General features: G+C 42.3%; 23 protein-coding genes, 2 tRNA genes and 1 pseudogene. 13 read left to right on the forward strand and 13 right to left on the reverse strand.

Annotated features, from left to right (window positions below; all coding sequences use genetic code 11):
• Positions 1-211: 211 nt before the first annotated feature.
• The 3 genes from ABJ384_RS14050 (at position 212) to phoR (ending at position 3,235) form a co-directional block, all read left to right on the forward strand.
• Positions 212-892 (forward strand): TetR/AcrR family transcriptional regulator, encoded by a 681-nt coding sequence (locus ABJ384_RS14050; protein WP_349928044.1) that lies wholly within the window; start codon positions 212-214, stop codon positions 890-892.
• Positions 893-1,140: 248 nt separating this feature from the next.
• Positions 1,141-1,851 carry a phosphate regulon transcriptional regulator PhoB gene (gene phoB / locus ABJ384_RS14055; RefSeq protein WP_086196670.1) on the forward strand — a complete coding sequence of 237 codons (711 nt, stop codon included), beginning with the start codon at positions 1,141-1,143 and terminating at the stop codon, positions 1,849-1,851.
• A 25-nt stretch (positions 1,852-1,876) separates the two neighbouring features.
• The gene (phoR, locus tag ABJ384_RS14060; RefSeq protein WP_349928046.1) at positions 1,877-3,235 is read left to right on the forward strand and encodes a phosphate regulon sensor histidine kinase PhoR; all 1,359 of its coding nucleotides are present in this window, start codon (positions 1,877-1,879) and stop codon (positions 3,233-3,235) included.
• 11 nt (positions 3,236-3,246) lie between these two features.
• Here phoR and ABJ384_RS14065 read toward each other — a convergent pair whose 3' ends face one another.
• The 3 genes and pseudogenes from ABJ384_RS14065 to ABJ384_RS14075 all read right to left on the reverse strand — a co-directional run bounded on the left by ABJ384_RS14065 (position 3,247) and on the right by ABJ384_RS14075 (position 5,351).
• Positions 3,247-3,894, reverse strand: a complete 648-nt coding sequence (locus tag ABJ384_RS14065) for a glutathione S-transferase (protein ID WP_349928048.1) — start codon at positions 3,892-3,894, stop codon at positions 3,247-3,249.
• A 99-nt stretch (positions 3,895-3,993) separates the two neighbouring features.
• A pseudogene (locus ABJ384_RS14070) lies at positions 3,994-4,346 on the reverse strand (OsmC family protein).
• A gap of 57 nt (positions 4,347-4,403) precedes the next feature.
• Positions 4,404-5,351, reverse strand: a complete 948-nt coding sequence (locus tag ABJ384_RS14075) for a pirin family protein (protein WP_349928050.1) — start codon at positions 5,349-5,351, stop codon at positions 4,404-4,406.
• Positions 5,352-5,679: 328 nt separating this feature from the next.
• Between ABJ384_RS14075 and ABJ384_RS14080 the strand changes: the two genes are divergently transcribed.
• Positions 5,680-6,948: a GGDEF domain-containing protein gene (locus tag ABJ384_RS14080; RefSeq protein WP_349928051.1), complete on the forward strand. Its 1,269-nt coding sequence runs from the start codon at positions 5,680-5,682 to the stop codon at positions 6,946-6,948.
• 82 nt (positions 6,949-7,030) lie between these two features.
• Here ABJ384_RS14080 and ABJ384_RS14085 read toward each other — a convergent pair whose 3' ends face one another.
• From ABJ384_RS14085 to ABJ384_RS14105, 5 genes are all read right to left on the reverse strand, one after another.
• A complete protein-coding gene (locus ABJ384_RS14085; protein ID WP_349928053.1) occupies positions 7,031-7,810 on the reverse strand; it encodes a hypothetical protein in 780 nt (259 codons plus the stop codon).
• A 299-nt stretch (positions 7,811-8,109) separates the two neighbouring features.
• Positions 8,110-9,678 (reverse strand): glutamine-hydrolyzing GMP synthase, encoded by a 1,569-nt coding sequence (guaA, locus tag ABJ384_RS14090; protein WP_166169817.1) that lies wholly within the window; start codon positions 9,676-9,678, stop codon positions 8,110-8,112.
• A 68-nt stretch (positions 9,679-9,746) separates the two neighbouring features.
• Complete coding sequence (locus ABJ384_RS14095; protein WP_349928054.1) at positions 9,747-9,875, reverse strand: hypothetical protein; 129 nt, start codon at positions 9,873-9,875, stop codon at positions 9,747-9,749.
• An 81-nt stretch (positions 9,876-9,956) separates the two neighbouring features.
• Entirely contained in the window at positions 9,957-10,355 is a 399-nt protein-coding gene (locus tag ABJ384_RS14100) for a NirD/YgiW/YdeI family stress tolerance protein (protein ID WP_349928055.1), read from the reverse strand.
• Between the two features lie 124 nt (positions 10,356-10,479).
• Positions 10,480-10,932, reverse strand: a complete 453-nt coding sequence (locus ABJ384_RS14105) for a DoxX family protein (RefSeq protein ID WP_166169813.1) — start codon at positions 10,930-10,932, stop codon at positions 10,480-10,482.
• A 194-nt stretch (positions 10,933-11,126) separates the two neighbouring features.
• On the opposite strand from ABJ384_RS14105, the gene ABJ384_RS14110 reads away from it, so the two are divergent.
• On the forward strand, positions 11,127-11,759 hold the full coding sequence (locus ABJ384_RS14110) for a DedA family protein (protein WP_349928056.1): 633 nt from the start codon (positions 11,127-11,129) through the stop codon (positions 11,757-11,759).
• Here ABJ384_RS14110 and ABJ384_RS14115 read toward each other — a convergent pair.
• The 5 genes from ABJ384_RS14115 to ABJ384_RS14135 all read right to left on the reverse strand — a co-directional run bounded on the left by ABJ384_RS14115 (position 11,756) and on the right by ABJ384_RS14135 (position 14,612).
• The gene (locus ABJ384_RS14115) at positions 11,756-12,346 is read right to left on the reverse strand and encodes a LysE family transporter (RefSeq protein WP_166169809.1); all 591 of its coding nucleotides are present in this window, start codon (positions 12,344-12,346) and stop codon (positions 11,756-11,758) included. The two genes, ABJ384_RS14110 and ABJ384_RS14115, sit on opposite strands and share 4 nt — an antisense overlap.
• A 220-nt stretch (positions 12,347-12,566) precedes the next feature.
• Positions 12,567-12,956, reverse strand: a complete 390-nt coding sequence (locus ABJ384_RS14120; protein ID WP_180174598.1) for a hypothetical protein — start codon at positions 12,954-12,956, stop codon at positions 12,567-12,569.
• A 15-nt stretch (positions 12,957-12,971) separates the two neighbouring features.
• Positions 12,972-13,808, reverse strand: coding sequence for a ParA family protein (locus ABJ384_RS14125; RefSeq protein ID WP_180080979.1), 837 nt, complete (start codon positions 13,806-13,808; stop codon positions 12,972-12,974).
• 83 nt (positions 13,809-13,891) lie between these two features.
• Positions 13,892-14,284: a SirB2 family protein gene (locus ABJ384_RS14130; RefSeq protein WP_349928058.1), complete on the reverse strand. Its 393-nt coding sequence runs from the start codon at positions 14,282-14,284 to the stop codon at positions 13,892-13,894.
• A gap of 13 nt (positions 14,285-14,297) precedes the next feature.
• Positions 14,298-14,612: a BolA family protein gene (locus ABJ384_RS14135; protein ID WP_166169801.1), complete on the reverse strand. Its 315-nt coding sequence runs from the start codon at positions 14,610-14,612 to the stop codon at positions 14,298-14,300.
• 234 nt (positions 14,613-14,846) lie between these two features.
• Here ABJ384_RS14135 and ABJ384_RS14140 point away from each other — a divergent pair.
• The 8 genes from ABJ384_RS14140 to glmU all read left to right on the forward strand — a co-directional run bounded on the left by ABJ384_RS14140 (position 14,847) and on the right by glmU (position 20,225).
• Positions 14,847-14,919: transfer RNA gene (locus ABJ384_RS14140), tRNA-Gly, on the forward strand.
• A gap of 48 nt (positions 14,920-14,967) precedes the next feature.
• Positions 14,968-15,043: transfer RNA gene (locus ABJ384_RS14145), tRNA-Gly, on the forward strand.
• Between the two features lie 302 nt (positions 15,044-15,345).
• Positions 15,346-16,461, forward strand: a complete 1,116-nt coding sequence (ribBA, locus tag ABJ384_RS14150) for a bifunctional 3,4-dihydroxy-2-butanone-4-phosphate synthase/GTP cyclohydrolase II (RefSeq protein WP_166169799.1) — start codon at positions 15,346-15,348, stop codon at positions 16,459-16,461.
• A gap of 18 nt (positions 16,462-16,479) precedes the next feature.
• Positions 16,480-16,950, forward strand: coding sequence for a 6,7-dimethyl-8-ribityllumazine synthase (ribE, locus tag ABJ384_RS14155; RefSeq protein WP_086196720.1), 471 nt, complete (start codon positions 16,480-16,482; stop codon positions 16,948-16,950).
• 4 nt (positions 16,951-16,954) lie between these two features.
• Positions 16,955-17,404: a transcription antitermination factor NusB gene (gene nusB / locus ABJ384_RS14160; protein WP_086196721.1), complete on the forward strand. Its 450-nt coding sequence runs from the start codon at positions 16,955-16,957 to the stop codon at positions 17,402-17,404.
• A gap of 18 nt (positions 17,405-17,422) precedes the next feature.
• Positions 17,423-18,340, forward strand: a complete 918-nt coding sequence (gene thiL / locus ABJ384_RS14165) for a thiamine-phosphate kinase (RefSeq protein ID WP_349928060.1) — start codon at positions 17,423-17,425, stop codon at positions 18,338-18,340.
• On the forward strand, positions 18,318-18,839 hold the full coding sequence (locus tag ABJ384_RS14170; RefSeq protein WP_349928061.1) for a phosphatidylglycerophosphatase A: 522 nt from the start codon (positions 18,318-18,320) through the stop codon (positions 18,837-18,839). Before thiL ends, ABJ384_RS14170 begins: the two co-directional genes overlap by 23 nt.
• A 21-nt stretch (positions 18,840-18,860) precedes the next feature.
• Positions 18,861-20,225, forward strand: coding sequence for a bifunctional UDP-N-acetylglucosamine diphosphorylase/glucosamine-1-phosphate N-acetyltransferase GlmU (gene glmU, locus ABJ384_RS14175; protein ID WP_349928063.1), 1,365 nt, complete (start codon positions 18,861-18,863; stop codon positions 20,223-20,225).
• Positions 20,226-20,232 lie beyond the last annotated feature (7 nt).

Consider the following 20,232-nt stretch of genomic DNA (forward strand, 5'->3'; position numbering starts at 1 on the left):
ATCATCCATCTAAACATCTCGATTGTTTTTCTGTCTGGAAGATTGCAGTTCATCCATCCAATATAATTTTGACAATAACCATTGTCAATATAATATATCGTCTATTCCTCCCTGTACTGGAAAAGCTGCGGCTTTGTTTTAAACATAGGTCTAAAGATAAATTATTGTTAATATAAGGCAAAATCTCGATTTCATTCGGCACACCACATCTATGACTGAACAGCACAAAAATTTCGAAGAAAATCAAAATAAACCGGCAAAAACCAAAGAACGTCAATTTAAAGGGATGTCTTTAAGCGAACGTAAACAGGCACGTCGAGAAAAACTGATTGAAGCCGGAATTGAAGCCTATGGTACACATGGTTTTTTTGCAGTCACAGTCAAGGATATTTGTACGGAAGCCAAACTGACTGAACGCTATTTCTATGAATCCTTTAAGAAAAGTGATGAACTGTTTCAGACCATCTTTTTAAAGCTGATTGATCAGTTGCAGCACAATGTCACGCAGGCGATTATGCAGGCCTCCACCGATCCGCGGAAAATGATCGAAGCCGGTTTAACCGCCCTGCTCACCACCTTGAAAGACAATCCGGGTATGGCACGGATTATTTATATTGATGCCATGCTGGTTCAGGAGCTGCATAACCAGGCCACCATCCATGAAACCATGTCGCGTTTTGACCGCATGATTCATGCCTTTGTGATGCTGATGATGCCGAACATTAACCGCTCTGAACGTGAAATTTCGATGATTTCGACTGGCCTAAATGGCTATGTCACGCAAATCGCCATACGCTGGGTAGTCAGTGGTTTCAAGCTCTCGATAGAGGATGTGCTGTCTTCTTGCAGTATCGTTTTTTTATCGCTGCTTGATACTTTTTCGAAAAAATAAAAAATATGATTCCAGCACAACCCTGGTCACCAAACTGTCAATAAATACTCAATATATTGAATTTAATATATTTATCTAACTGATTTATTTTTAATTCTTGATTGTATCTTATTTTAAATTGTGACAATTTCTTGCGAAATTCAGCCGAACTACCTATTCTGCAATGATACTGTCATAATTAATCTTTGTAATAAGCCTGTCATAAATATAAAACGGTCCACCGTTTACGTGAAATAGGGTATTGCGCTGTGAAAGATGACTATATATTAATCGTCGATGATGAGCTCCCGATCCGGGAAATGATCCATACCTCGCTGGATATGGCGGGCTTCCAATGCCTACAGGCTGAAGATGCCAAACAGGCTCATCAAATGATTGTGGATCAACGCCCTGTGCTGATTCTACTCGACTGGATGTTACCGGGTGGTGTCAGCGGTGTAGATCTGTGCCGCCGTCTGAAACGCGATGAAACCCTATCAGAAATTCCCGTGATCATGCTCACTGCCCGCGCTGAAGAAGACCATAAAGTACAAGGTCTGGATGCCGGTGCAGATGACTACATGACCAAACCCTTTTCTACCCGGGAACTGGTTTCCCGCATTAAGGCCGTGTTACGCCGTGCCAATGCCTTAAACGGTGAAAAAACCATTGATGCTAATGGTCTGGTACTCGACCCTGTCAGCCAGCGGGTCAGTCATGGTCAGAATATTTTAGAAATGGGACCCACGGAATACCGTTTATTGGCCTTTTTTATGACCCATCCGGAACGTGCCTATACCCGTGCTCAATTGCTGGATCAGGTCTGGGGTGGTAACGTATATATTGAAGATCGTACCATTGATGTACATATCCGCCGTTTGCGTAAAGTGCTGGAACCGTTTGGTGCAGACCGTTATGTACAAACGGTTCGTGGTACAGGTTACCGTTTTTCTACCCGCGCAGATGTCGCTTTAGGTTAGTCGTCATTTAGGTCAACTATATTTTATGTATGAACCCTACCCCGTCCCGGAAATTGCGCGAGAACATAAACAGTTCCGTTACAGCAGTTTATGGACTTTTGCCAAGCAAGATTTACGTCTGCTGGCCTTTTTATTGCTGATCGCAGGTTTAATCGGTTTAGGGATTGGGTATTTCTGGATTTTTATTCTCATCGCCCTTACGGTGTTTTTTGCCTTGCAATTGCGTTCACTGTATCTGGTCAATGAATGGATTTCCAACCGTCCTTATGATGTGCCACCCAGTTTAAATGGCATCTGGGGAGCCTTGCTGTTTAATGTCTATCGTTCGCAGCGTCAGGAGCGTATTGTTCAGGCAGAAATGGTCGGCCTGATTGATCGGGCGCAATCTTCACTGGTGGCGCTGGCTGAAGCGGTGGTACTGATTGATGATCTACACCAGATTGAATGGTGGAATCCGGCTGCAGAAAAACTCTTGGGTATTCAACCGCTAGATCGCGGTCGCAATATTTTAACCATTCTGCGCCAGCCCAGTTTTATTGAATATTTTAACAATATTGACGAAGCACCCGATGGCCTGAAAATGAAATCTTCGGCCTTTGAAGACCATTATGTACAAGTCAAAATGACCCGCTTTGGTGGGGAAAGCCGCTTACTGGTGGCTTATGATGTGACCCGCATGCATAATCTGGAACAGATGCGCACAGACTTTGTTGACAATATTTCCCATGAATTACGTACCCCGCTTACCGTACTCAGCGGTTATATTGAAACCTTTACCGATCAGGAAGATTTAAACCCGCGCTGGAAACGTGCCTTCGACCAGATGCAGGCGCAAACCAAGCGCATGAATGCCCTGGTAAATGATTTATTGCTATTGTCGCGTTTAGAAAATGACAAAAAAATCGCGAAAAACCAGATTATTGAAATGCCAAGTCTGATGAACCAGCTGTTTGATGACGCACAAGCCTATAATGTCGACTATCACCATGCGCTCAATCTCAACATTGACAGCCATTGCGACCTGATTGGCTCCGAGACCGAGCTGGCCAGTGCCTTTAGCAACTTGATTACCAATGCCATTAAGTACACCCCTAAAGGTGGAACCATTACCATGGGCTGGCATGATGACGGTGAACACGGCATCTTTACCGTTCAAGATACCGGCATCGGGATTGACCCTAGACATTTGCCACGTTTAACCGAACGTTTCTATCGGGTCGATAGCGCCCGTAGCCGTCAAACTGGAGGCACTGGCTTAGGTCTGGCCATTGTCAAACATGTGCTGATGCAGCACGGCGCGCATCTGGAAATTGAATCCAAAGAGAATGAAGGCTCGACTTTTAAAGTCGTTTTTCCTAAAGAACGCCTGTACAAACTCTGTTAGACCTGCCTGTTTTAAGTCAGGCTTTGTTCCTTGAACCTGGCTCGCTGAAAAGCAGGCCGTTCCTCAAGACGTTTCAGATACTGGGCGATATGCGGATATGAACCTGAGACTCTGGATTGAATGGCATCAAGTGGAAACCACATCTGAATATCGGCAAAAGAAAATGACCCGGCAAAATATTCGTGCGTGGATAAATAATCTTCCAGATAAGCAATATGCTCTTTTAAACGCGGATGAATAAATCCCGCCTTTACGCCGGAAGTAATTTTATGTGCCACTGGCTTAATCAGCCAGGGTACACGTTTCGGTACATTGTTCATCACCAGTTGCATCAGCAATAACGGCATTAAGGAGCCTTCGGCATAGTGCATCCAGTAACGGTATTGTTGCTGGTCTTTTTTGGCCTTCGGTTTAAATTTCTGCGCTGTATCATAACTTTCTTGCAAATGCTGCAAAATCACTGCCGATTCAACAATCGTCTGGTCCTCATCGGTCAAGATCGGTGCTTTAGCCAAAGGATGAACCAGTTTTAATTCAGGCGGTGCAGCAAATGTTGGTAAACGTTTATAAAACTTGACCTGATAATCTTGAGCCAGCTCTTCTAGAGCCCATAAAATTCGAAAAGAACGCGATTGATCTAAATGGTGCAGTGTAATCATTATTTTTTGACCTCTATTTTTATATTTTGATCATGACCGATCTGCTGGAAAAATGACATTCTGCTTTGCACACAATATCATGGCTATCGGATCATGGATTTAAAGCAGAACCGTGTTAATGTCCAGACTGCGTAACAGTGTCTTGGTGACTGGTGTTTTACTGCTGATGTCTAAAATTTTTTGTTTCAGTTCATCCGATAATGGCTGGGCAAAAGACAAACGACGTTCAATCCACTCTTTACCTTCTTTATTGCTATTAAAATCGGCTTCTACGGAAAATTGACCGAGCTCCAGACCTTTATGCGCAAGGTCATCATGGTACAGGAAACCAGACCGGAACAAATAAAATCATAAGGTGCAGGACCCCGATCTTGCCCGCCCAAGAATTCAGGTTTATCCGTCATAAACTGGTGTTTGCCACTTTTCACTTCGCCTGACCAAGGTTCATCCAGGCTCTATACTTCTGCATTTGCAATAATTACCATATTCAAACATCCTGAATTTTATTGTTATTTTGAGGCTCGCATTTTATTGGGAAATACAGGTGCTTCCAGGCGAGGTCCCGGATAGTCAGGAATGGTACCAAAACGGTCATCCTGATTCATCCACTGGTCACGGGCTTGGCAGAGCTCTTCCTGAGTCCGCCCGACAAAGTTCCACCACAGTAATATCGGTGACTCGAAAGGTTCGCCACCCAATAGCAGTACTCGACTGCCTTTATGTAAGCGGATTTCAATTTCAGTCATGCCTGGTTCCAGCACGACCATGTTGTCATCTGTCAGCTCATGACCGTTGACTTCAGCAGCTCCCTCCAGCGCCATAAAGCCATATTCAAATTTCGGATTCAATGGAATTCGGGTAGTGGTGGATTCCTGTGCAGTTAAATCCACACCCAGCAATTCGCTATGCACCGCAACCGGAGACCGGGTTTGCAAGAACTCCCCCACCAGTACGGTAAATTCAACCTGATCTTTTTCCACCACTGGCAGTTCCGGATAATGATCAAAACGCGGCGCCATATTAATCTTGTCATCTGGCAAGGCAATCCAGAGCTGGGCAGCGTGCATATGGGTTTCGCTTTCCGGGGCCACTTCAGTATGGGAAATCCCATAGCCTGCGGTCATTAAATTGACCTGTTTGGGACGAATCAGCTGTTTGCTCCCCAAGCTGTCGGTATGCATCATGGTGCCTTCAATCATCCAGGTAAAAGTCTGCAAGCCAATATGCGGATGTGGTCCGACATCCAGACCATCACCTTGAGGAAAAGTCACGGGACCCGCATGATCCAGAAAGCACCAGGCTCCAATTAAACGCTTATGGCGACTGGGCAAGGCGCGCTTAATCACGGTGCCCTGTCCAATTTCCGCACTACGCAAAGGAAATTCCTGAATAAAGCGGTTTACGTATTTTTCACAATCGTCCGAATTGGAAAGCTCTGTATAGCTGCTATTGGTCATATGACTATCCTGAATTTCATGAACACGACTGTTCTTGTAAGTCCTACCTATTATTATCAATCATATAGACTCTTCATCATTCAGCCTATAGTTAAAGTTAATACGCTGAATACCATGGACAGGACAATATTCTTTTTGAAATTTTCTTCATAAAACAAGGTCTAAACTCGATAAATGACTGACTATTTTTACCCTATTCATATGAATTTTATAGGAAAAAAATTTTTTGTCACAATTATACCTATGACTTACCGAGTCTTCTGTATACAGATATTTTTCCTCAGCATACTATTTCCCCCTGACCAATCTGCTATAGAAGAGGATAATCATGTCCCAGGGACAGCAGGAAAATTTTCATTACTCTGAAAATCAAGAATATAGTGATATCGGGAACAATGAAGATAAATATTCAAATATCGGAACTGCCATTTTACCCAAGCAGCTGTGTACGCTCGCCAATCAAAAACAGATAGAACACCAACTAGAACATCCTAGCACCCGTATTCCGGAACAATTTCAACAATACTATCTGGATTATCAAAATAAGCACCAACGACAGTTTTTAAAATGCGTCAATTTTATTGGTCAGCTGACTTTTTTAAGCTATTTCTTTGTCGATTGGGTTTTATTACCGGACATTGGCATGCTGTCTGGTATTGCACGGCTCAGTCTTGTCATCTTGGCACTGTCGGTCAACTGGCTGGCTTTCCGCTACTGCAAGAATATTAAAATTCTGGATAGCCTGCTGCCAGCCTCTGTTGCAGCTGCAGCAGCAATATGGCTTGAACTGCTGTATTTATCACATAGTCCCGTTGTGAATACGTATCTCTACGCCAGCATCATTTTTATTTTATTGGGCAATTTATGCATACAGGTATCTTTTCGTAATTCCATTTTTAGTTCCCTGCTGATTAGTGCGGTGATTTTTAATGGCGTATTCAGGTTGGTCAGCGTCCAGGAACTGATTTTATTTTCACTCATTTACGCGCCGGTTTTATTGCTCAGCATGTATATCAGCTGGAATAACACATTAAATTCAAAACGTAATTTTTTGCGGGTGTTACTCAATGACTGGAACTATTACACCTTAACTGAAATGGCGCATACGGATGAACTGACCCAGCTATATAACCGCCGACAATTTTTACAACTGGCCGAACAGAGCATACAGCAATGGCCCAAATATAATTTAACCTGTCTATTGATGTTTGATATCGACTTTTTTAAGAATATTAATGATACCTATGGCCATGATGTGGGAGATGAAGTGCTGCGGGTACTGGCTGATATTACTCGCCGGGAAATGCGTCATAGCGATGTACTGGCCCGTTTTGGGGGGGAAGAATTTATTGCTTTGCTACCCGATACCACACTGGAAGATGCGATGAATATTGCCAACCGCTTATGCCGAAAAATTGAAAGCCATCAAATTTGTGTTAAAGATAAGTGCTTTTTTAATTTCAGTGTGTCGATTGGGGTATCTCAACTGCAGCCAAATCAAAGTGATTTAAACCTGCTGATTAAAAATGCCGATATTGCACTCTACCAAGCCAAGAAAAATGGACGCAATCAGGTAGCGATTTATACCCATGAATAATTAGAAATTATCCTCATCGAAACGGTCTTGGTCTATTTTATAAATATAGAAACTATATTCAATTTAAAATTTCGTGCTAAATTTATTCGATTTTATAAATTAAATTATGTATGATTTCATTCTCATCATAAGATGTGCCTTTAGTATAAATAGAAAAATCTAGTTTATTGAAAGATTTAACATCTATAGGTTTCGTAATAATTAAACGTTTTGATAAAGAAGGTACTTCATCAATAGAAGTGAAATACTTGATTGTATTTTCCGTTTCCTGAATAAAACTTTTATCAGCAATATCAACAAATACTTTAAACGGTAGAGCGGTTTTATTTATTAATTCAAAAATATAAATTACTCTACCATCTTGTAAGCTTTTCTTTTCAATAAATCTAATCGGAAATTCTGTCCCAGAATAACTTTTTGATAATTTTGATTCTTCATAATCAATTAAATTTACCCAGCCAATTTTCTCTAATTTTTTATATTGTTTTGATACATAGTATATATTTTTTTCTCTAAATTGCTTTCTTGCTTCTAAAAGTTTTTCTTTAACTTCATCTTGTTCACGCGCAATAGGATTCAACTTATCACTTAATGATGTAGTATTTTTTGTTTCACTAAAAATATAACCTACCCATGCACTTCCTCCTATAAATGGAAGCAACAATATCAAACCTAAAATAAGATCAAATAAATTTGGAGGTATTTCTTCGACTTTTTCTATAACTTTACCTTTTTCTGTTTTGGAATCTACCTGAATAATTTGCTTATGACTGAAATCTCCATTTTCCACTAAAAGTAAAACACTCACTTTTGATTTTTTATGTAATCTACTTATTTTTATTACATTACTATCTAATGACATATTTGAGTCATTAAATGCAACCAATTCATAGTTTAATGAATTATCTAAACTTACTTTTATATCTTCCTCTATTAAAAATACTTATTTCACACAATGTCCCTTTATTAGTAATTTCTGAAGTTCGGTATAAATTTTCAGTAGCAACATAGAGTTGTCTGCGTTTAAAAATATACGTAAGAAATATCATTATTAATGAGGAGATTATTCCCACTAGTATTTTTAATATTAATTCTTGATTCATGTTATTCCTAAAAAGAAAAACGGAGCAAAAGCTCCGTTATCTTACTGGAATTTATAAATTATTCCCATTCAATCGTAGCAGGTGGCTTAGATGACACATCATAAACCACACGTGAAACATCTTTAATCTCGTTCATGATACGAGTCGAAATCTTGTCTACCAGTTCATATGGAAGATGCGCGAAACGTGCTGTCATAAAGTCAACAGTTTCAACGGCACGAAGTGCAATTACCCATGCATAACGACGGCCATCGCCCACTACACCAACAGATTTAACCGGTTGGAATACAGCGAAGGCTTGAGCAGTTTTGTCATACCAACCGCTGGCACGAAGTTCTTGCATGAAGATGTCATCAGCCAGACGAAGAATGTCGGCATATTCTTTTTTCACTTCACCCAAAATACGCACGCCCAAACCTGGACCCGGAAATGGATGACGATAAAGCATTTCGTGTGGCAAACCTAAAGTGGTACCTAAACGGCGTACTTCATCTTTAAACAGGTCACGGATTGGCTCAACCAGTTCAAAGGCTAAATCTTCCGGTAAACCGCCCACATTGTGGTGTGATTTAATTACGTGTGCCTTACCGTTTTTGGTTGCAGCAGATTCAATCACGTCCGGGTAAATTGTGCCTTGTGCCAGGAAATTTACGCCATCAAGTTTACGTGCTTCTTCAGCAAAGACTTCAATGAACTCACGACCAATGATTTTACGTTTTTTCTCAGGGTCAACTTCACCTGCGAGAGCGGACAAGAAACGGTTTTCAGCATCGGCACGAATTACACGGATACCCATGTTTTTCGCAAACATATCCATCACTTGCTCGCCTTCGTTCAAACGAAGCAAGCCATTATCTACGAATACGCAAGTCAATTGGTCGCCAATGGCTTTATGAAGAAGCGCAGCAACTACAGATGAATCTACGCCACCTGAAAGACCAAGCAATACTTTTTGATCGCCAATCTGTTCACGTAACTGTTCAACACGCAGGTCGATGATGTTTTCCGAGTTCCAAAGATTACGGCAACCACAAATGCTGTGTACAAAGTTAGACAATAACTCGGCACCTTTTGCAGTATGGGTCACTTCCGGGTGGAACTGCACGCCATAGAAACGGCGTTTTTCATCGCTTACTGCTGCAAATGGACAGCTTGGTGTACTGGCAGTCACCTGGAAACCTTCCGGAATTGCACTGACTTTATCGCCATGGCTCATCCAAACATTGAGTTTGTTTTCACCATCGTCTAAATCACCCAGAAGTTGGTCACGAACCAAAACGTCTACCGCAGCATAACCAAATTCATGCACGGTACCTGGCTCTACTTTACCGCCAAGCTGTTCGGACATGGTTTGCAAGCCGTAGCAAATACCCAATACAGGTACGCCCAAGTTGAATACAACTTCAGGTGCGCGTGGACTACCTTCTTCATGAACACTTTCAGGACCACCCGACAAGATGATACCGTTTGGTTTAAATGCGCGAATGTCTTCTTCAGACATGTCATAGGCATACATTTCAGAATATACGCCAGCTTCACGTACACGACGTGCAATCAGCTGACTGTATTGAGAACCGAAATCCAGGATCAGGATGCGGTCTTCAGTGATTTGAGTATTGGTAGTCATGACAAACAACTATGCAAGGCAAACGAAATAAGCGCTGCATTCTATCATTTTTCGGCGCATTAAGCACACTATTCGCACAAGGCTTTCAATTCGTTGATTGCATTATATTTCTGGCACAACAAGGCATCCATCCGGATGCCTTGTTTATGTTGCCATTTTTCTATTTTAACGATTTGAATATCCTTCAATTTCATCATGATGGATATCAACCTGCTTCATCTGTCTAGACCTTGTCGTATGCTCTCTAGGACTTTGGTGATTAAGTCAAATCTTGCAGCTTAGTTCTGATTATACCAAAGCCATTTATCCTTTGGATTTACCAGTTTTTCTATTTTAACAACATCGATGTTGGTGGATTGATCACTTTGAGTATCCACTTCACCCATGACCTTCACCTGATCACCGGCCTTTAAGCCCATCGGTTTCCAAAAATCATCATCGACATCAATGTCAATTGAACCGGAACCATCTTTGAGCTCAAAATGATCGCCGCGGATTCGTTTGACAATAACGCCGGATAATGTCACTGCAGTTTCATCTGCCAGTTGTTTTGCTTCTGCAACCGTTACCATATTTTGGGCAGCTTCATTCACGATCATCTGATCACTTTTACCCGCCCAAGATGCTGTAGAAAACATTACACCAGAGATAAAAATTACCCATAACATTTGCTTCATGGCTGACTCCACTTTGGTAGCTTCATCAAGCTTTATTGAAGCAAAATCCTGGCAATTTGTACGCAGCTTTTATGTACTGTGCATAGGTTTTATGTAATTACAAAAAGACCTGTATCAGCTGAAGTTAGCCTTCTATTTTCCTCAATTCTGGTGATGATCTCTCTAGCATGTCATCTACACTGAATTTACCTGCACCATGCAACATCAAGAACAATAGTCCACCAGTCATGGCAATATTTTTCATCAGGTGAATGGCATCATCCGGAGTCCCGGTGCCGTGGAAAATAAAGCCGCAAATAAAGGTAAAAATGGCTAAGCCCAAGGCAGCCAGGCGGGCCTGGAAACCAAAGAACAAGGCCAGACCACCGCCAGCGACGACCAGGATACTCAAAGGCAGCAGACTGCCCGGGACACCTTTAGATTCCATATACCCGGCCGTTGCAGTATAAGCATTGATTTTCATCCAGCCAGACATCAGAAAAATATAGGCTATCAATACACGTGCAACCAAAGCGATAAAGGCATCGGTTTGCAGACCTTGCAGCAAATTTTTTATAAAAATATTCGGATTAAACATGAGGTCACCTTTTGATTTTTGTTTTAATGACCTCTTCATCCTAAGCCTGTTTTTATCAGGGTCAATAAATAATTTGTAAGATAAATCATTGTGAAAAAAGGGAAGGATGAAAATGCAATTAATTTTCTTTTTGGTACTGACTTTCATGCCTCAGACTGCTAGGATTTCAGCACATTTTTGCTGTCTGTAGCGCCATGGAACTGCTTGATTTTATCTTACACGTTGATGCCCATCTGCTTGAATTTATCACCGATTACGGCGTGTGGATTTATGCCATTCTTTTCTTGATTATTTTTGTAGAAACCGGTTTGGTGGTGATGCCGTTTCTGCCGGGTGACAGCCTGCTGTTCGCAGCAGGAGCCTTAGCAGCATCCACAGGCGCAATGAATCCTTATATTCTGGTCATCTTGCTGTTTACTGCCGCAGTATTGGGCGACACGCTGAATTATCATATTGGCAAATTTATTGGGCCGCGTGTCTTTGAAATTGAATCACGGTTCATTAATAAAAAGCATTTAACCTATACGCAAAAATTCTTTGAAAAACATGGCGGAAAAACCATTATTTTTGCCCGTTTTATTCCTTTCGCCCGTACTTTTGCCCCGTTTGTCGCCGGTGCCGGTCATATGAATTATAAATATTTCCTCAGCTTTAATGTCATTGGTGCCATTTGCTGGGTCAGTTCTTTTGTGATTTTAGGCTACTTGTTTGGCAATATGCCGATTGTTAAAGACAATTTTACCCATCTGATTTTTGGCATCATTATTATTAGTATCTTGCCGGGCATTATTGGTTTTATTCGCCAGAAACTCAAAAAGGTGCATTAAAAGAAGCGAATCACCACGGGTAACATACACATAATCAGCAACATCGCCGATCCTTTATATAATAGATCGGCTTTTATTTGCCTGGACTGACCCGCCAGAATAGCCCGCCCAAAAAACATCCAGAACACCACAGTAGGTAACAGGACCAGACTGAACATTGCAAATACCAAAATAAAATTGGTGGGATTGTTCCAGGTTTCAAGCGGTAAAACACCGGCAGCAAATAATAAGGCTTTAGGATTTTTGAAGGTAGAAAAGAACAGTTGCCGAGGTCGGATCGAAGGATGACGTTGATTATGCTTTTCTAAATCTGATGCTTTCCACAAATGAAAAGCCATCCAACTCACATAAATGGCGCTACAAAAATGCAGGATATGAATAAAGTTCGGCCATACTGGATCACACAAATGAATAAGTAATGCCCACAAATTAATGGCATAAAAATAGCCAAGCATTTTTGCCGGAATAAACAGACTGGTTTTAGCAATGCCTTGTTGATAAGCCGAGCTTGCAAGTAATGCATTGGTTGGACCCGGAATCATCAATACCGCAATCACTGCCAATACAAAAAGCCAACTCTCGATCATACATACCTGATATCACCATCCTGATGGGGCACACCTTATATGAAACCGATAAAAAATGACAAGTATTTCTCGATAAAAAAACATCACCTGATGCGTTTAAAGATTCCATCAAAAAACAACAACCAATTGATATTAATAATATTTACATTGAAACATTTTGCTAATATTTTATCACCCTGCTGTCAGGTACAGCACCTCAACAGCAGGATAAATTGATGAATTATTGAACTTTATTGCGAACAATAATTGGGCAGTTTTTGAATTTTGCCGCCTGAACCACAGCTTCCTGTTCACCCAATAGACGTGCCAGTTCAGTGTTTTTGCTATTTGAAGATTGTCCCATATTGACTGAAACACTCGGAGCGATTCCCCAGCCGCCATGACTGCCCCAACCACCGCCTACACCGACACCCACACCGACGCCAGTGCGTTTTGGTGCCTGCACACCATTGTCGATATATTGCTGAATACGATTATATTCACTTTGCAATTGCTGGCAATTGAGCACTTGATACTGGGTCGGAGAAACATAACTCGGTTTTACCGTCGTTGCACATGCAGCCAATAAAACCGTACTTCCCAAAAGAAGGCTTAGATAAATCGTTTTCATGAGAAATCTCAATACTTATATATGCTCAATTTCATTGAACAACGATTGATAGGCTTGCGTCAATTTATGATCAGTCGCCAAATGGATCAAAGGCTGATTTTTAAGATGCGATTCTTTCATTAAAATGGACGGCGGCAACATGCTGTCTAACACCGGCAAGCTTTCATCTTTCAGCTGTTGCACCACTTCACGCGGTAATTTAGCCTGGGCCTGAAACTGATTGACCACAATCCCTTCAATCTCCAGATGGTCATTGTGATCATCCTGAGTTTCAATAACATTTTCAATCAGAGTTTGTAATGCACGTTTTGAAAATACGTCACAATCAAAAGGAATCAGCACGCGACTGGCTGCAATCAGCGCCGATAAGGTAAAGAAGTTAAAAGCCGGTGGTGTATCGATATACACTCGATCATACTGCCCTTCCAGTTGTTGCAAGGCATCACGCAATTTATAAATCTTGTGTTTTGACTCCAAAGCATGTGCCAGTGCACCCAAAGTCGGACTTGCAGGAATCACATCCAGATTTTTAAAAGGTGATTGGTGCACGTAACGCTCCAGACCTTTATCCCGATTCTTTAAAATGGAACCTATGGCATTGCCTAAAAGTCCTTTGCTTTGGGTTGCCCCCAGCACTTCCTGAAAATAATTTTCAATATTGGGTTCCAGCGCCGGTTTATCCACCGTATAGGTCGCATCATCCCCTAATAGATATTGACTAGAATTGGCTTGAGGGTCGAGATCAATCAGCAAGGTTTTTAACCCCTGATGTGCACTAATTGCAGCCAGGTTGACGGCAATACTGGACTTACCTACCCCACCTTTTTGATTAAAAACCACACGTACCAGCATTGGAAGCCCCCTATCATTTATAGTTATCTATGAATTGCAGTTTATCCTACATGCCTTGCATCCAGAATAATCATGTCTAACAATTAGCCAAAATTCGGCTTGATGATGACTAATCCGATAATGGCGATCAGTGCAACCACTGCAATCATTAAACCTGCGCGACGCTGGACCAGTAAAATACTGTCATCTTTTTTATAGGCTTTGATCAAGGAAGAAAACAGCACCAGAAACAGGATGATCTTGGCATAAAACCATGGTTGTACTTCAAAATTCTTGATCACTAATGAAGTTAGCCCGGTCAAAACAATAATCGTCATGGCAAGATGTTGCCAGGCGACCAAAAATTTTCGTGCCACCGGATTGGGCTGATTGCCGTTGACTCCAACAAATAAAGTAAAAGCACGTGCAAGGATTGCCCCAATTAATAAAGTCACCGCAATCATATGCACAATTTTTACCGTCAGCTGCATATCCATTATTTAATCTTCCTTACGATTCTGCTTTTGGCGCATGTGCACATTCAGGACTTGAGGTGTCTTGTCCTTGCCATTCTGATGGCACAAAAGCATGAATCGCCAGGGCATGAATACGGCTTGGTGCAAGCAAGTCCCCTGCTGCTGCATAAATTTTTTGATGACGTTGCACCAAACGCAAGCCTTGGAAAATGTCACTCACCACAATCACTTTAAAATGCGATTCTTTACCCGGGAAATAGCCGCCATGACCGGATGATTCGTTCACCACTTCTAAATGAACTGGTGATAACTCTTGCAGGCGTTGAATCAACTGTTGTTCTAAATTCATCAAGATACTCCCAAATAGTTCAATTTCTGGCTTCAGTATACCGTGTTCCGATTCAATCTTCGTGCCTATACAACCTATCATTCCTGGATTTCAGGATAAAATTTTCTTTTCAAACTTCAATCTTGTTTATAAAAGCAGCAAAATTAAGCAAAATGGTTTTATTTTATGCAATCGATACAAGTTTTTTCACAAAGTTATTGACCCTATTTTTGCATAATGTATTATACACGGCATGCGGGAATAGCTCAGTTGGTAGAGCATAACCTTGCCAAGGTTGGGGTCGGGAGTTCGAGTCTCCTTTCCCGCTCAAAATTTTTTCATTTAGTTTTTTCACTTAAAAAACTTTATAGACTCCGCGGGAATAGCTCAGTTGGTAGAGCATAACCTTGCCAAGGTTGGGGTCGGGAGTTCGAGTCTCCTTTCCCGCTCCAGATTCAAAAAAGCCCTCATCGAAAGATGGGGGCTTTTTTATTCTATTCGCATACAAAACTCTATAAATCAGCAGCATTTTGCATAAGCTTGTCATTATTTATGTATTTCAACTGCTTAAAGATTCAGCATAATCACGGCTTTTTAAAATAAAGGCCTCTTTTCAAGCGTTCAGGCTCTGTGTATAACAATGAACCAGGAATGGAAATCAATAAGCATAGGCAAACATCGTAAAAAAACGGTAGACTATGCAACAATCAATGCAAGCAAAATGTCATTTGAGACAAAAAGAAGGTGAAGGTTGATGCCGCTCAATACCGTTGAAGAGCTCGTAGCAGATATCCGTGCAGGAAAAATGGTCATCCTGATGGATGATGAAGACCGTGAAAATGAAGGTGATCTCGTCATTGCTGCGACTCATGTACGTCCTGAAGACATCAACTTCATGATCACACATGCACGTGGTTTGGTTTGTCTCACCTTGAGCCGCGACCGTTGTCAACAGCTCAATCTTCCCCTCATGGTAGATGCCAACGGCGCACAGCACGGAACTAACTTTACGCTCTCAATTGAAGCTGCTAACGGTATTACAACAGGTATTTCAGCAGCTGAACGTGCTCATACCATTCAGACTGCTGTAGCCGCGCATGCCAAACCTGCGGACATTGTACAACCGGGTCATATTTTCCCGTTGATGGCACAACCAGGTGGCGTATTGCATCGTGCCGGGCATACTGAAGCAGGCTGTGACTTGGCCCGTCTCGCAGGACTTGAACCTGCATCAGTGATTTGTGAAATTATTAAAGAAGACGGCACCATGGCGCGCCGTCCAGATTTAGAAATTTTTGCTGAAAAGCATGGTTTGAAAATCGGGACTATTGCGGATTTAATCCATTACCGCATGACCAATGAACAAACGGTTGAACGTCTGGATCAACAAACTTTAAATACGGAATACGGAACTTTCGAACTGTTCCGTTACCGTGAAATTGGTAACCCGGACATTCATTTAGCCTTGGTTAAAGGGGAACCAAAAGAAGGGGTCACTACCGTTCGCGTTCATGGCTTCAACCCGGTACGTGACCTGCTAAAAATCAACAAGCAAGATGGCGAACCGGCCTGGAATCTCGACAAGGCGCTGAAAGAAATTGCTTCTAGCGAGCGTGGCGTTTTGGTCTGGATTGGCCAACATCATCTACCGGACCTTGGCCCTGCACTGGAAAGTTTAAATACACCCAAACCAGCCAAATCCAATGCTGCACTGTCTCAGCAGTACCAAACCATTGGTGTCGGTGCCCAGATTTTACGTGATTTAGGGGTTGAGAAAATGAAATTGCTCAGCTCTCCATTACGTTTTAATGCGTTATCAGGTTTTAACTTAGAAGTGGTGGAATACATCACTGCACATCAAACAACTTAAGAAATCATCGAGGTTGCTATGGCAGTTCGCCGTATTGAAGGTATGTTACATCTCGCGAGCGAAGGCCGTTACGCGATTTTAGTGGGTCGTTTTAATAGTTTTGTTGTCGAACATCTATTAGAAGGCGCAATTGATACATTGAAACGTCATGGTGTATCAGAGGATAATATCACTGTTGTTCATGCACCTGGCGCTTGGGAACTTCCGGTAGTGGCTAAGAAACTGGCTGCTGCTGATCGTTTTGATGCCATTATTGCCCTGGGCGCAGTGATTCGTGGTAGCACGCCGCACTTCGACTTTGTTGCTGGCGAATGTGCCAAAGGTTTAGGCGTGGTTGGCCTAGACACTGGCTTACCGATCATTAATGGTGTATTGACTACGGATAGTATTGAACAGGCGATTGAACGCTCGGGTACAAAAGCAGGTAATAAAGGCAGTGAAGCTGCTCTTACTGCGATTGAAATGGTTAACTTGTTAAAGGCTATTTAACGCTATGTCGCAAACACTTCAAGCAACTTATGCAGCAAAACGCAAAGCACGTCGTTTTACTGTACAAGGAATTTATGAATGGCAGATGAGCCACAATCCGGTACATGAAATTGAAGCACGTACACGTGTGGAGAATGCCATGCACAAAGTGGATCTCGGCTATTATCATGAATTGTTGACTCAAGTGGTTGCCAATCATGAAGCATTGGATGCGCTCCTAATCCCTGTGCTGGATCGTGAAATTAGTGCGCTTGACGGCGTTGAACTCGCGACTCTTCGTCTGGGCGCGTATGAATTGAAAGAACATCTTGAAATTCCATATCGTGTCGTTTTAGATGAAGCAATCGAGCTGGCTAAACATTTTGGCGGTGCAGACAGCCATAAATACATCAACGGTGTATTGGATCGTTTAGCGACAACCTTACGTGCAGCAGAAAAGCAACAAGCCAACTAAATAAAGTAGATTTGTTGTATGGCTGAGTTCTCGATCATTGATACTTATTTTAATCGACAGACCTCTGCGTCGGTCGATTTAGGTGTCGGTGACGACTCAGCCTTGCTCACCCCTCCTCCACAGCAACAACTGGTCATCTGTGCCGACACCCTCGTTGCTGGACGACATTTCCCCTTAGATACCAATCCCCATGCCATCGGCTGGAAATCTGTTGCGGTCAATTTATCTGACATTGCCGCCATGGGTGCCAAACCACACAGCATTTTACTGGCATTGAGCCTACCCCAAATTGATCACGACTGGCTCAAAGGCTTTAGTCAGGGTTTATATGATTGCTGCGATCAATTTGGGGTGAGTTTAATTGGCGGTGATACCACGCAAAGTCCTCATCTCACCATTTCGGTCACAGCACTGGGCTGGATAGACACCGGCAAAGCCATCACACGCTCAGGCGCACAAGTCGGTGATTATGTCTGTGTCTCTGGCACAGTCGGTGATGCTGCATTTGCTTTGCACAATTTAGGACATCCACTACAAAAACGTCTGGATTATCCAACGCCACGTTGCCAGCTTGGACAACAGTTAAAAGGCCTGGCATCCAGCATGATAGATGTGTCTGATGGATTAGCCCAAGATTTAGGCCATATTTTAAAAGCCTCAAAAGTGGGTGCAATACTGGAATTAAGCCAGTTATCGATCAGTCCAGATTTACAAAATTTAACTCAACAACAGCAATGGCAATATGCCCTCGCGGGTGGCGATGACTACGAGTTATGCTTTACAATAAGCCCGCAAAATTATGAAAAGCTTTTGCAACAACAATTAGATGTCAACATTAGCAAAATTGGACAAATTGACCAAAAAACTGAGTTAACTTTTGTGCAGAATGGCGTAGACCATTCGCTGCAATTTCATGGATACGAACACTTTGCATAAACCTGCGATTCATTTTAAAGACATGTCCTGGTACAACCGCTTTATCGTTTTTTGCGGTGTCGGATTTGGTTCCGGGTTGTTACCCAAAGCGCCGGGCACTTTTGGTTCGGCCTTTGCATTGCTGTTTATTCCTGCCTGGCTTGCAATTGGCTTTACCAACTCCATTATTGCCATGATTTTAATGTCACTTATTGGCATTTATATTTGTGGGCAAACCGCTAAAGTCATGGGTGTGCATGACGATGGCCGTATTGTTTGGGATGAATTCGCAGGACAGTCAATTACCTTCCTGCCCCTGATTTACTTCGTACAAATGAGCTGGCTTTGGGTGTTCGTCGGATTTGTCCTATTCCGCTTATTTGATGTCTGGAAACCCTGGCCTATTCGTGTCATCGACCGACAAGTCGGTGGCGGTTTCGGCATTATGTTTGACGATATTATTGCCGGCATTTGGGCCGCAATCTGTATTCTCGTGTACCTCAACATTTCAATGGCTTAAGCCAAGTTTTTAAGGTGTATTATGTCAACTTCTGTGATTATTCTTGCTGCTGGTAAAGGAACTCGAATGCGTTCGAGCTTACCCAAAGTATTGCAGCCGCTCGCAGGACGCCCTCTACTCGGTCATGTCATTGAAACTGCTAAAAAATTACATGCCAAAAATATTATTACCATTTTTGGACACGGCGGTGATTTAGTTCAACAAACCTTTGCACAGGAAAATGTTCAATGGGTAGAACAAGCCGAACAACTGGGTACAGGCCATGCGGTTAAAGTGACGTTACCGGTACTTCCTACAGATGGCATTTCACTGATCCTTTCCGGTGATGTACCTTGTATTAGCCAAGAAACCTTGGAAAAGCTACTCGCTGTTTCACGTGAAACAGGAATTGGTCTGGTGACATTAACCTTGGCCGATGCTACCGGTTATGGTCGTATCGTACGTGAAAACAATAAAATTCAGGCCATTGTTGAGCATAAAGATGCAAGCGATGCACAGCGTCAAATCAAGGAAATCAATACCGGTATTTACTGTGTCAGCAATGCCAAACTGCATCAATGGTTACCAAAATTAAGCAACAACAATGCCCAAGGCGAATATTACCTGACCGACATCGTGGCCATGGCGATTACCGATGGTCTTGAAGTGGCTTCTGTTGAACCGGAACGTGCCTTTGAAGTTGAAGGGGTAAATGACCGCATCCAATTGGCTGCTTTAGAACGCGAATTCCAGGCCTACCAGGCCAAACTGCTAATGCAGCAAGGCGTACATATCATTGATCCAAGCCGTTTTGACCTGCGTGGCAATCTTACAGTCGGTCAAGATGTGCGGATCGATATCAACGTGATCATCGAAGGTGATTGCGAACTCGGCAACAATGTTGAAATTGGTGCGGGTTGTGTGATTAAAAATACCAAGATAGCTTCAGGCACCAAAGTACAACCCTATAGTATCTTTGACAATGCCGTGGTCGGTGAAGATACGCAAATTGGACCGTTTGCCCGTTTACGCCCTGGTGCCAAGCTTGCCAATAAAGTGCATATTGGCAACTTTGTTGAAGTAAAAAATTCCACAATTGGCCTCGGCTCTAAAGCCAATCATTTTACTTATTTAGGTGATGCCGAAGTCGGCGCAGGTTCAAATATTGGTGCCGGTACCATTACCTGTAATTATGATGGTGCCAATAAATTTAAAACCATTATTGGTGATTCAGCCTTTATCGGCTCGAACAGTTCACTGGTTGCCCCGGTCAATATTGGCAATGGTGCCACTGTCGGTGCTGGCTCAGTCATCACACGCGATGTCGCAGAAAATAGTTTGGCCTTTGAACGATCAAAACAAATCGCTAAAGAAAACTATCAACGCCCCCAAAAATTGAAAAAATAAGAGGATT

It is taken from the genome of Acinetobacter sp. A1-4-2, assembly GCF_040233925.1.
Taxonomy (GTDB): domain Bacteria; phylum Pseudomonadota; class Gammaproteobacteria; order Pseudomonadales; family Moraxellaceae; genus Acinetobacter.

Coding starts and splice junctions, on each gene's coding strand:
- ABJ384_RS14095 (WP_349928054.1), bottom strand. CDS start 9,875: ATGATGAAATTGAAGGATATTCAAATCGTTAAAATAGAAAAATGGCAA.
- ABJ384_RS14085 (WP_349928053.1), bottom strand. CDS start 7,810: ATGTCATTAGATAGTAATGTAATAAAAATAAGTAGATTACATAAAAAA.
- ABJ384_RS14170 (WP_349928061.1), top strand. CDS start 18,318: ATGGATACGAACACTTTGCATAAACCTGCGATTCATTTTAAAGACATG.
- ABJ384_RS14050 (WP_349928044.1), top strand. CDS start 212: ATGACTGAACAGCACAAAAATTTCGAAGAAAATCAAAATAAACCGGCA.
- ABJ384_RS14115 (WP_166169809.1), bottom strand. CDS start 12,346: ATGATCGAGAGTTGGCTTTTTGTATTGGCAGTGATTGCGGTATTGATG.
- ABJ384_RS14135 (WP_166169801.1), bottom strand. CDS start 14,612: ATGAATTTAGAACAACAGTTGATTCAACGCCTGCAAGAGTTATCACCA.
- ribE (WP_086196720.1), top strand. CDS start 16,480: ATGGCAGTTCGCCGTATTGAAGGTATGTTACATCTCGCGAGCGAAGGC.
- ABJ384_RS14065 (WP_349928048.1), bottom strand. CDS start 3,894: ATGATTACACTGCACCATTTAGATCAATCGCGTTCTTTTCGAATTTTA.
- ABJ384_RS14110 (WP_349928056.1), top strand. CDS start 11,127: ATGGAACTGCTTGATTTTATCTTACACGTTGATGCCCATCTGCTTGAA.
- ABJ384_RS14100 (WP_349928055.1), bottom strand. CDS start 10,355: ATGAAGCAAATGTTATGGGTAATTTTTATCTCTGGTGTAATGTTTTCT.
- ABJ384_RS14125 (WP_180080979.1), bottom strand. CDS start 13,808: ATGCTGGTACGTGTGGTTTTTAATCAAAAAGGTGGGGTAGGTAAGTCC.
- ribBA (WP_166169799.1), top strand. CDS start 15,346: ATGCCGCTCAATACCGTTGAAGAGCTCGTAGCAGATATCCGTGCAGGA.
- ABJ384_RS14075 (WP_349928050.1), bottom strand. CDS start 5,351: ATGACCAATAGCAGCTATACAGAGCTTTCCAATTCGGACGATTGTGAA.
- phoR (WP_349928046.1), top strand. CDS start 1,877: ATGTATGAACCCTACCCCGTCCCGGAAATTGCGCGAGAACATAAACAG.
- ABJ384_RS14130 (WP_349928058.1), bottom strand. CDS start 14,284: ATGGATATGCAGCTGACGGTAAAAATTGTGCATATGATTGCGGTGACT.
- ABJ384_RS14080 (WP_349928051.1), top strand. CDS start 5,680: ATGTCCCAGGGACAGCAGGAAAATTTTCATTACTCTGAAAATCAAGAA.
- nusB (WP_086196721.1), top strand. CDS start 16,955: ATGTCGCAAACACTTCAAGCAACTTATGCAGCAAAACGCAAAGCACGT.
- thiL (WP_349928060.1), top strand. CDS start 17,423: ATGGCTGAGTTCTCGATCATTGATACTTATTTTAATCGACAGACCTCT.
- guaA (WP_166169817.1), bottom strand. CDS start 9,678: ATGACTACCAATACTCAAATCACTGAAGACCGCATCCTGATCCTGGAT.
- ABJ384_RS14120 (WP_180174598.1), bottom strand. CDS start 12,956: ATGAAAACGATTTATCTAAGCCTTCTTTTGGGAAGTACGGTTTTATTG.
- ABJ384_RS14105 (WP_166169813.1), bottom strand. CDS start 10,932: ATGTTTAATCCGAATATTTTTATAAAAAATTTGCTGCAAGGTCTGCAA.
- glmU (WP_349928063.1), top strand. CDS start 18,861: ATGTCAACTTCTGTGATTATTCTTGCTGCTGGTAAAGGAACTCGAATG.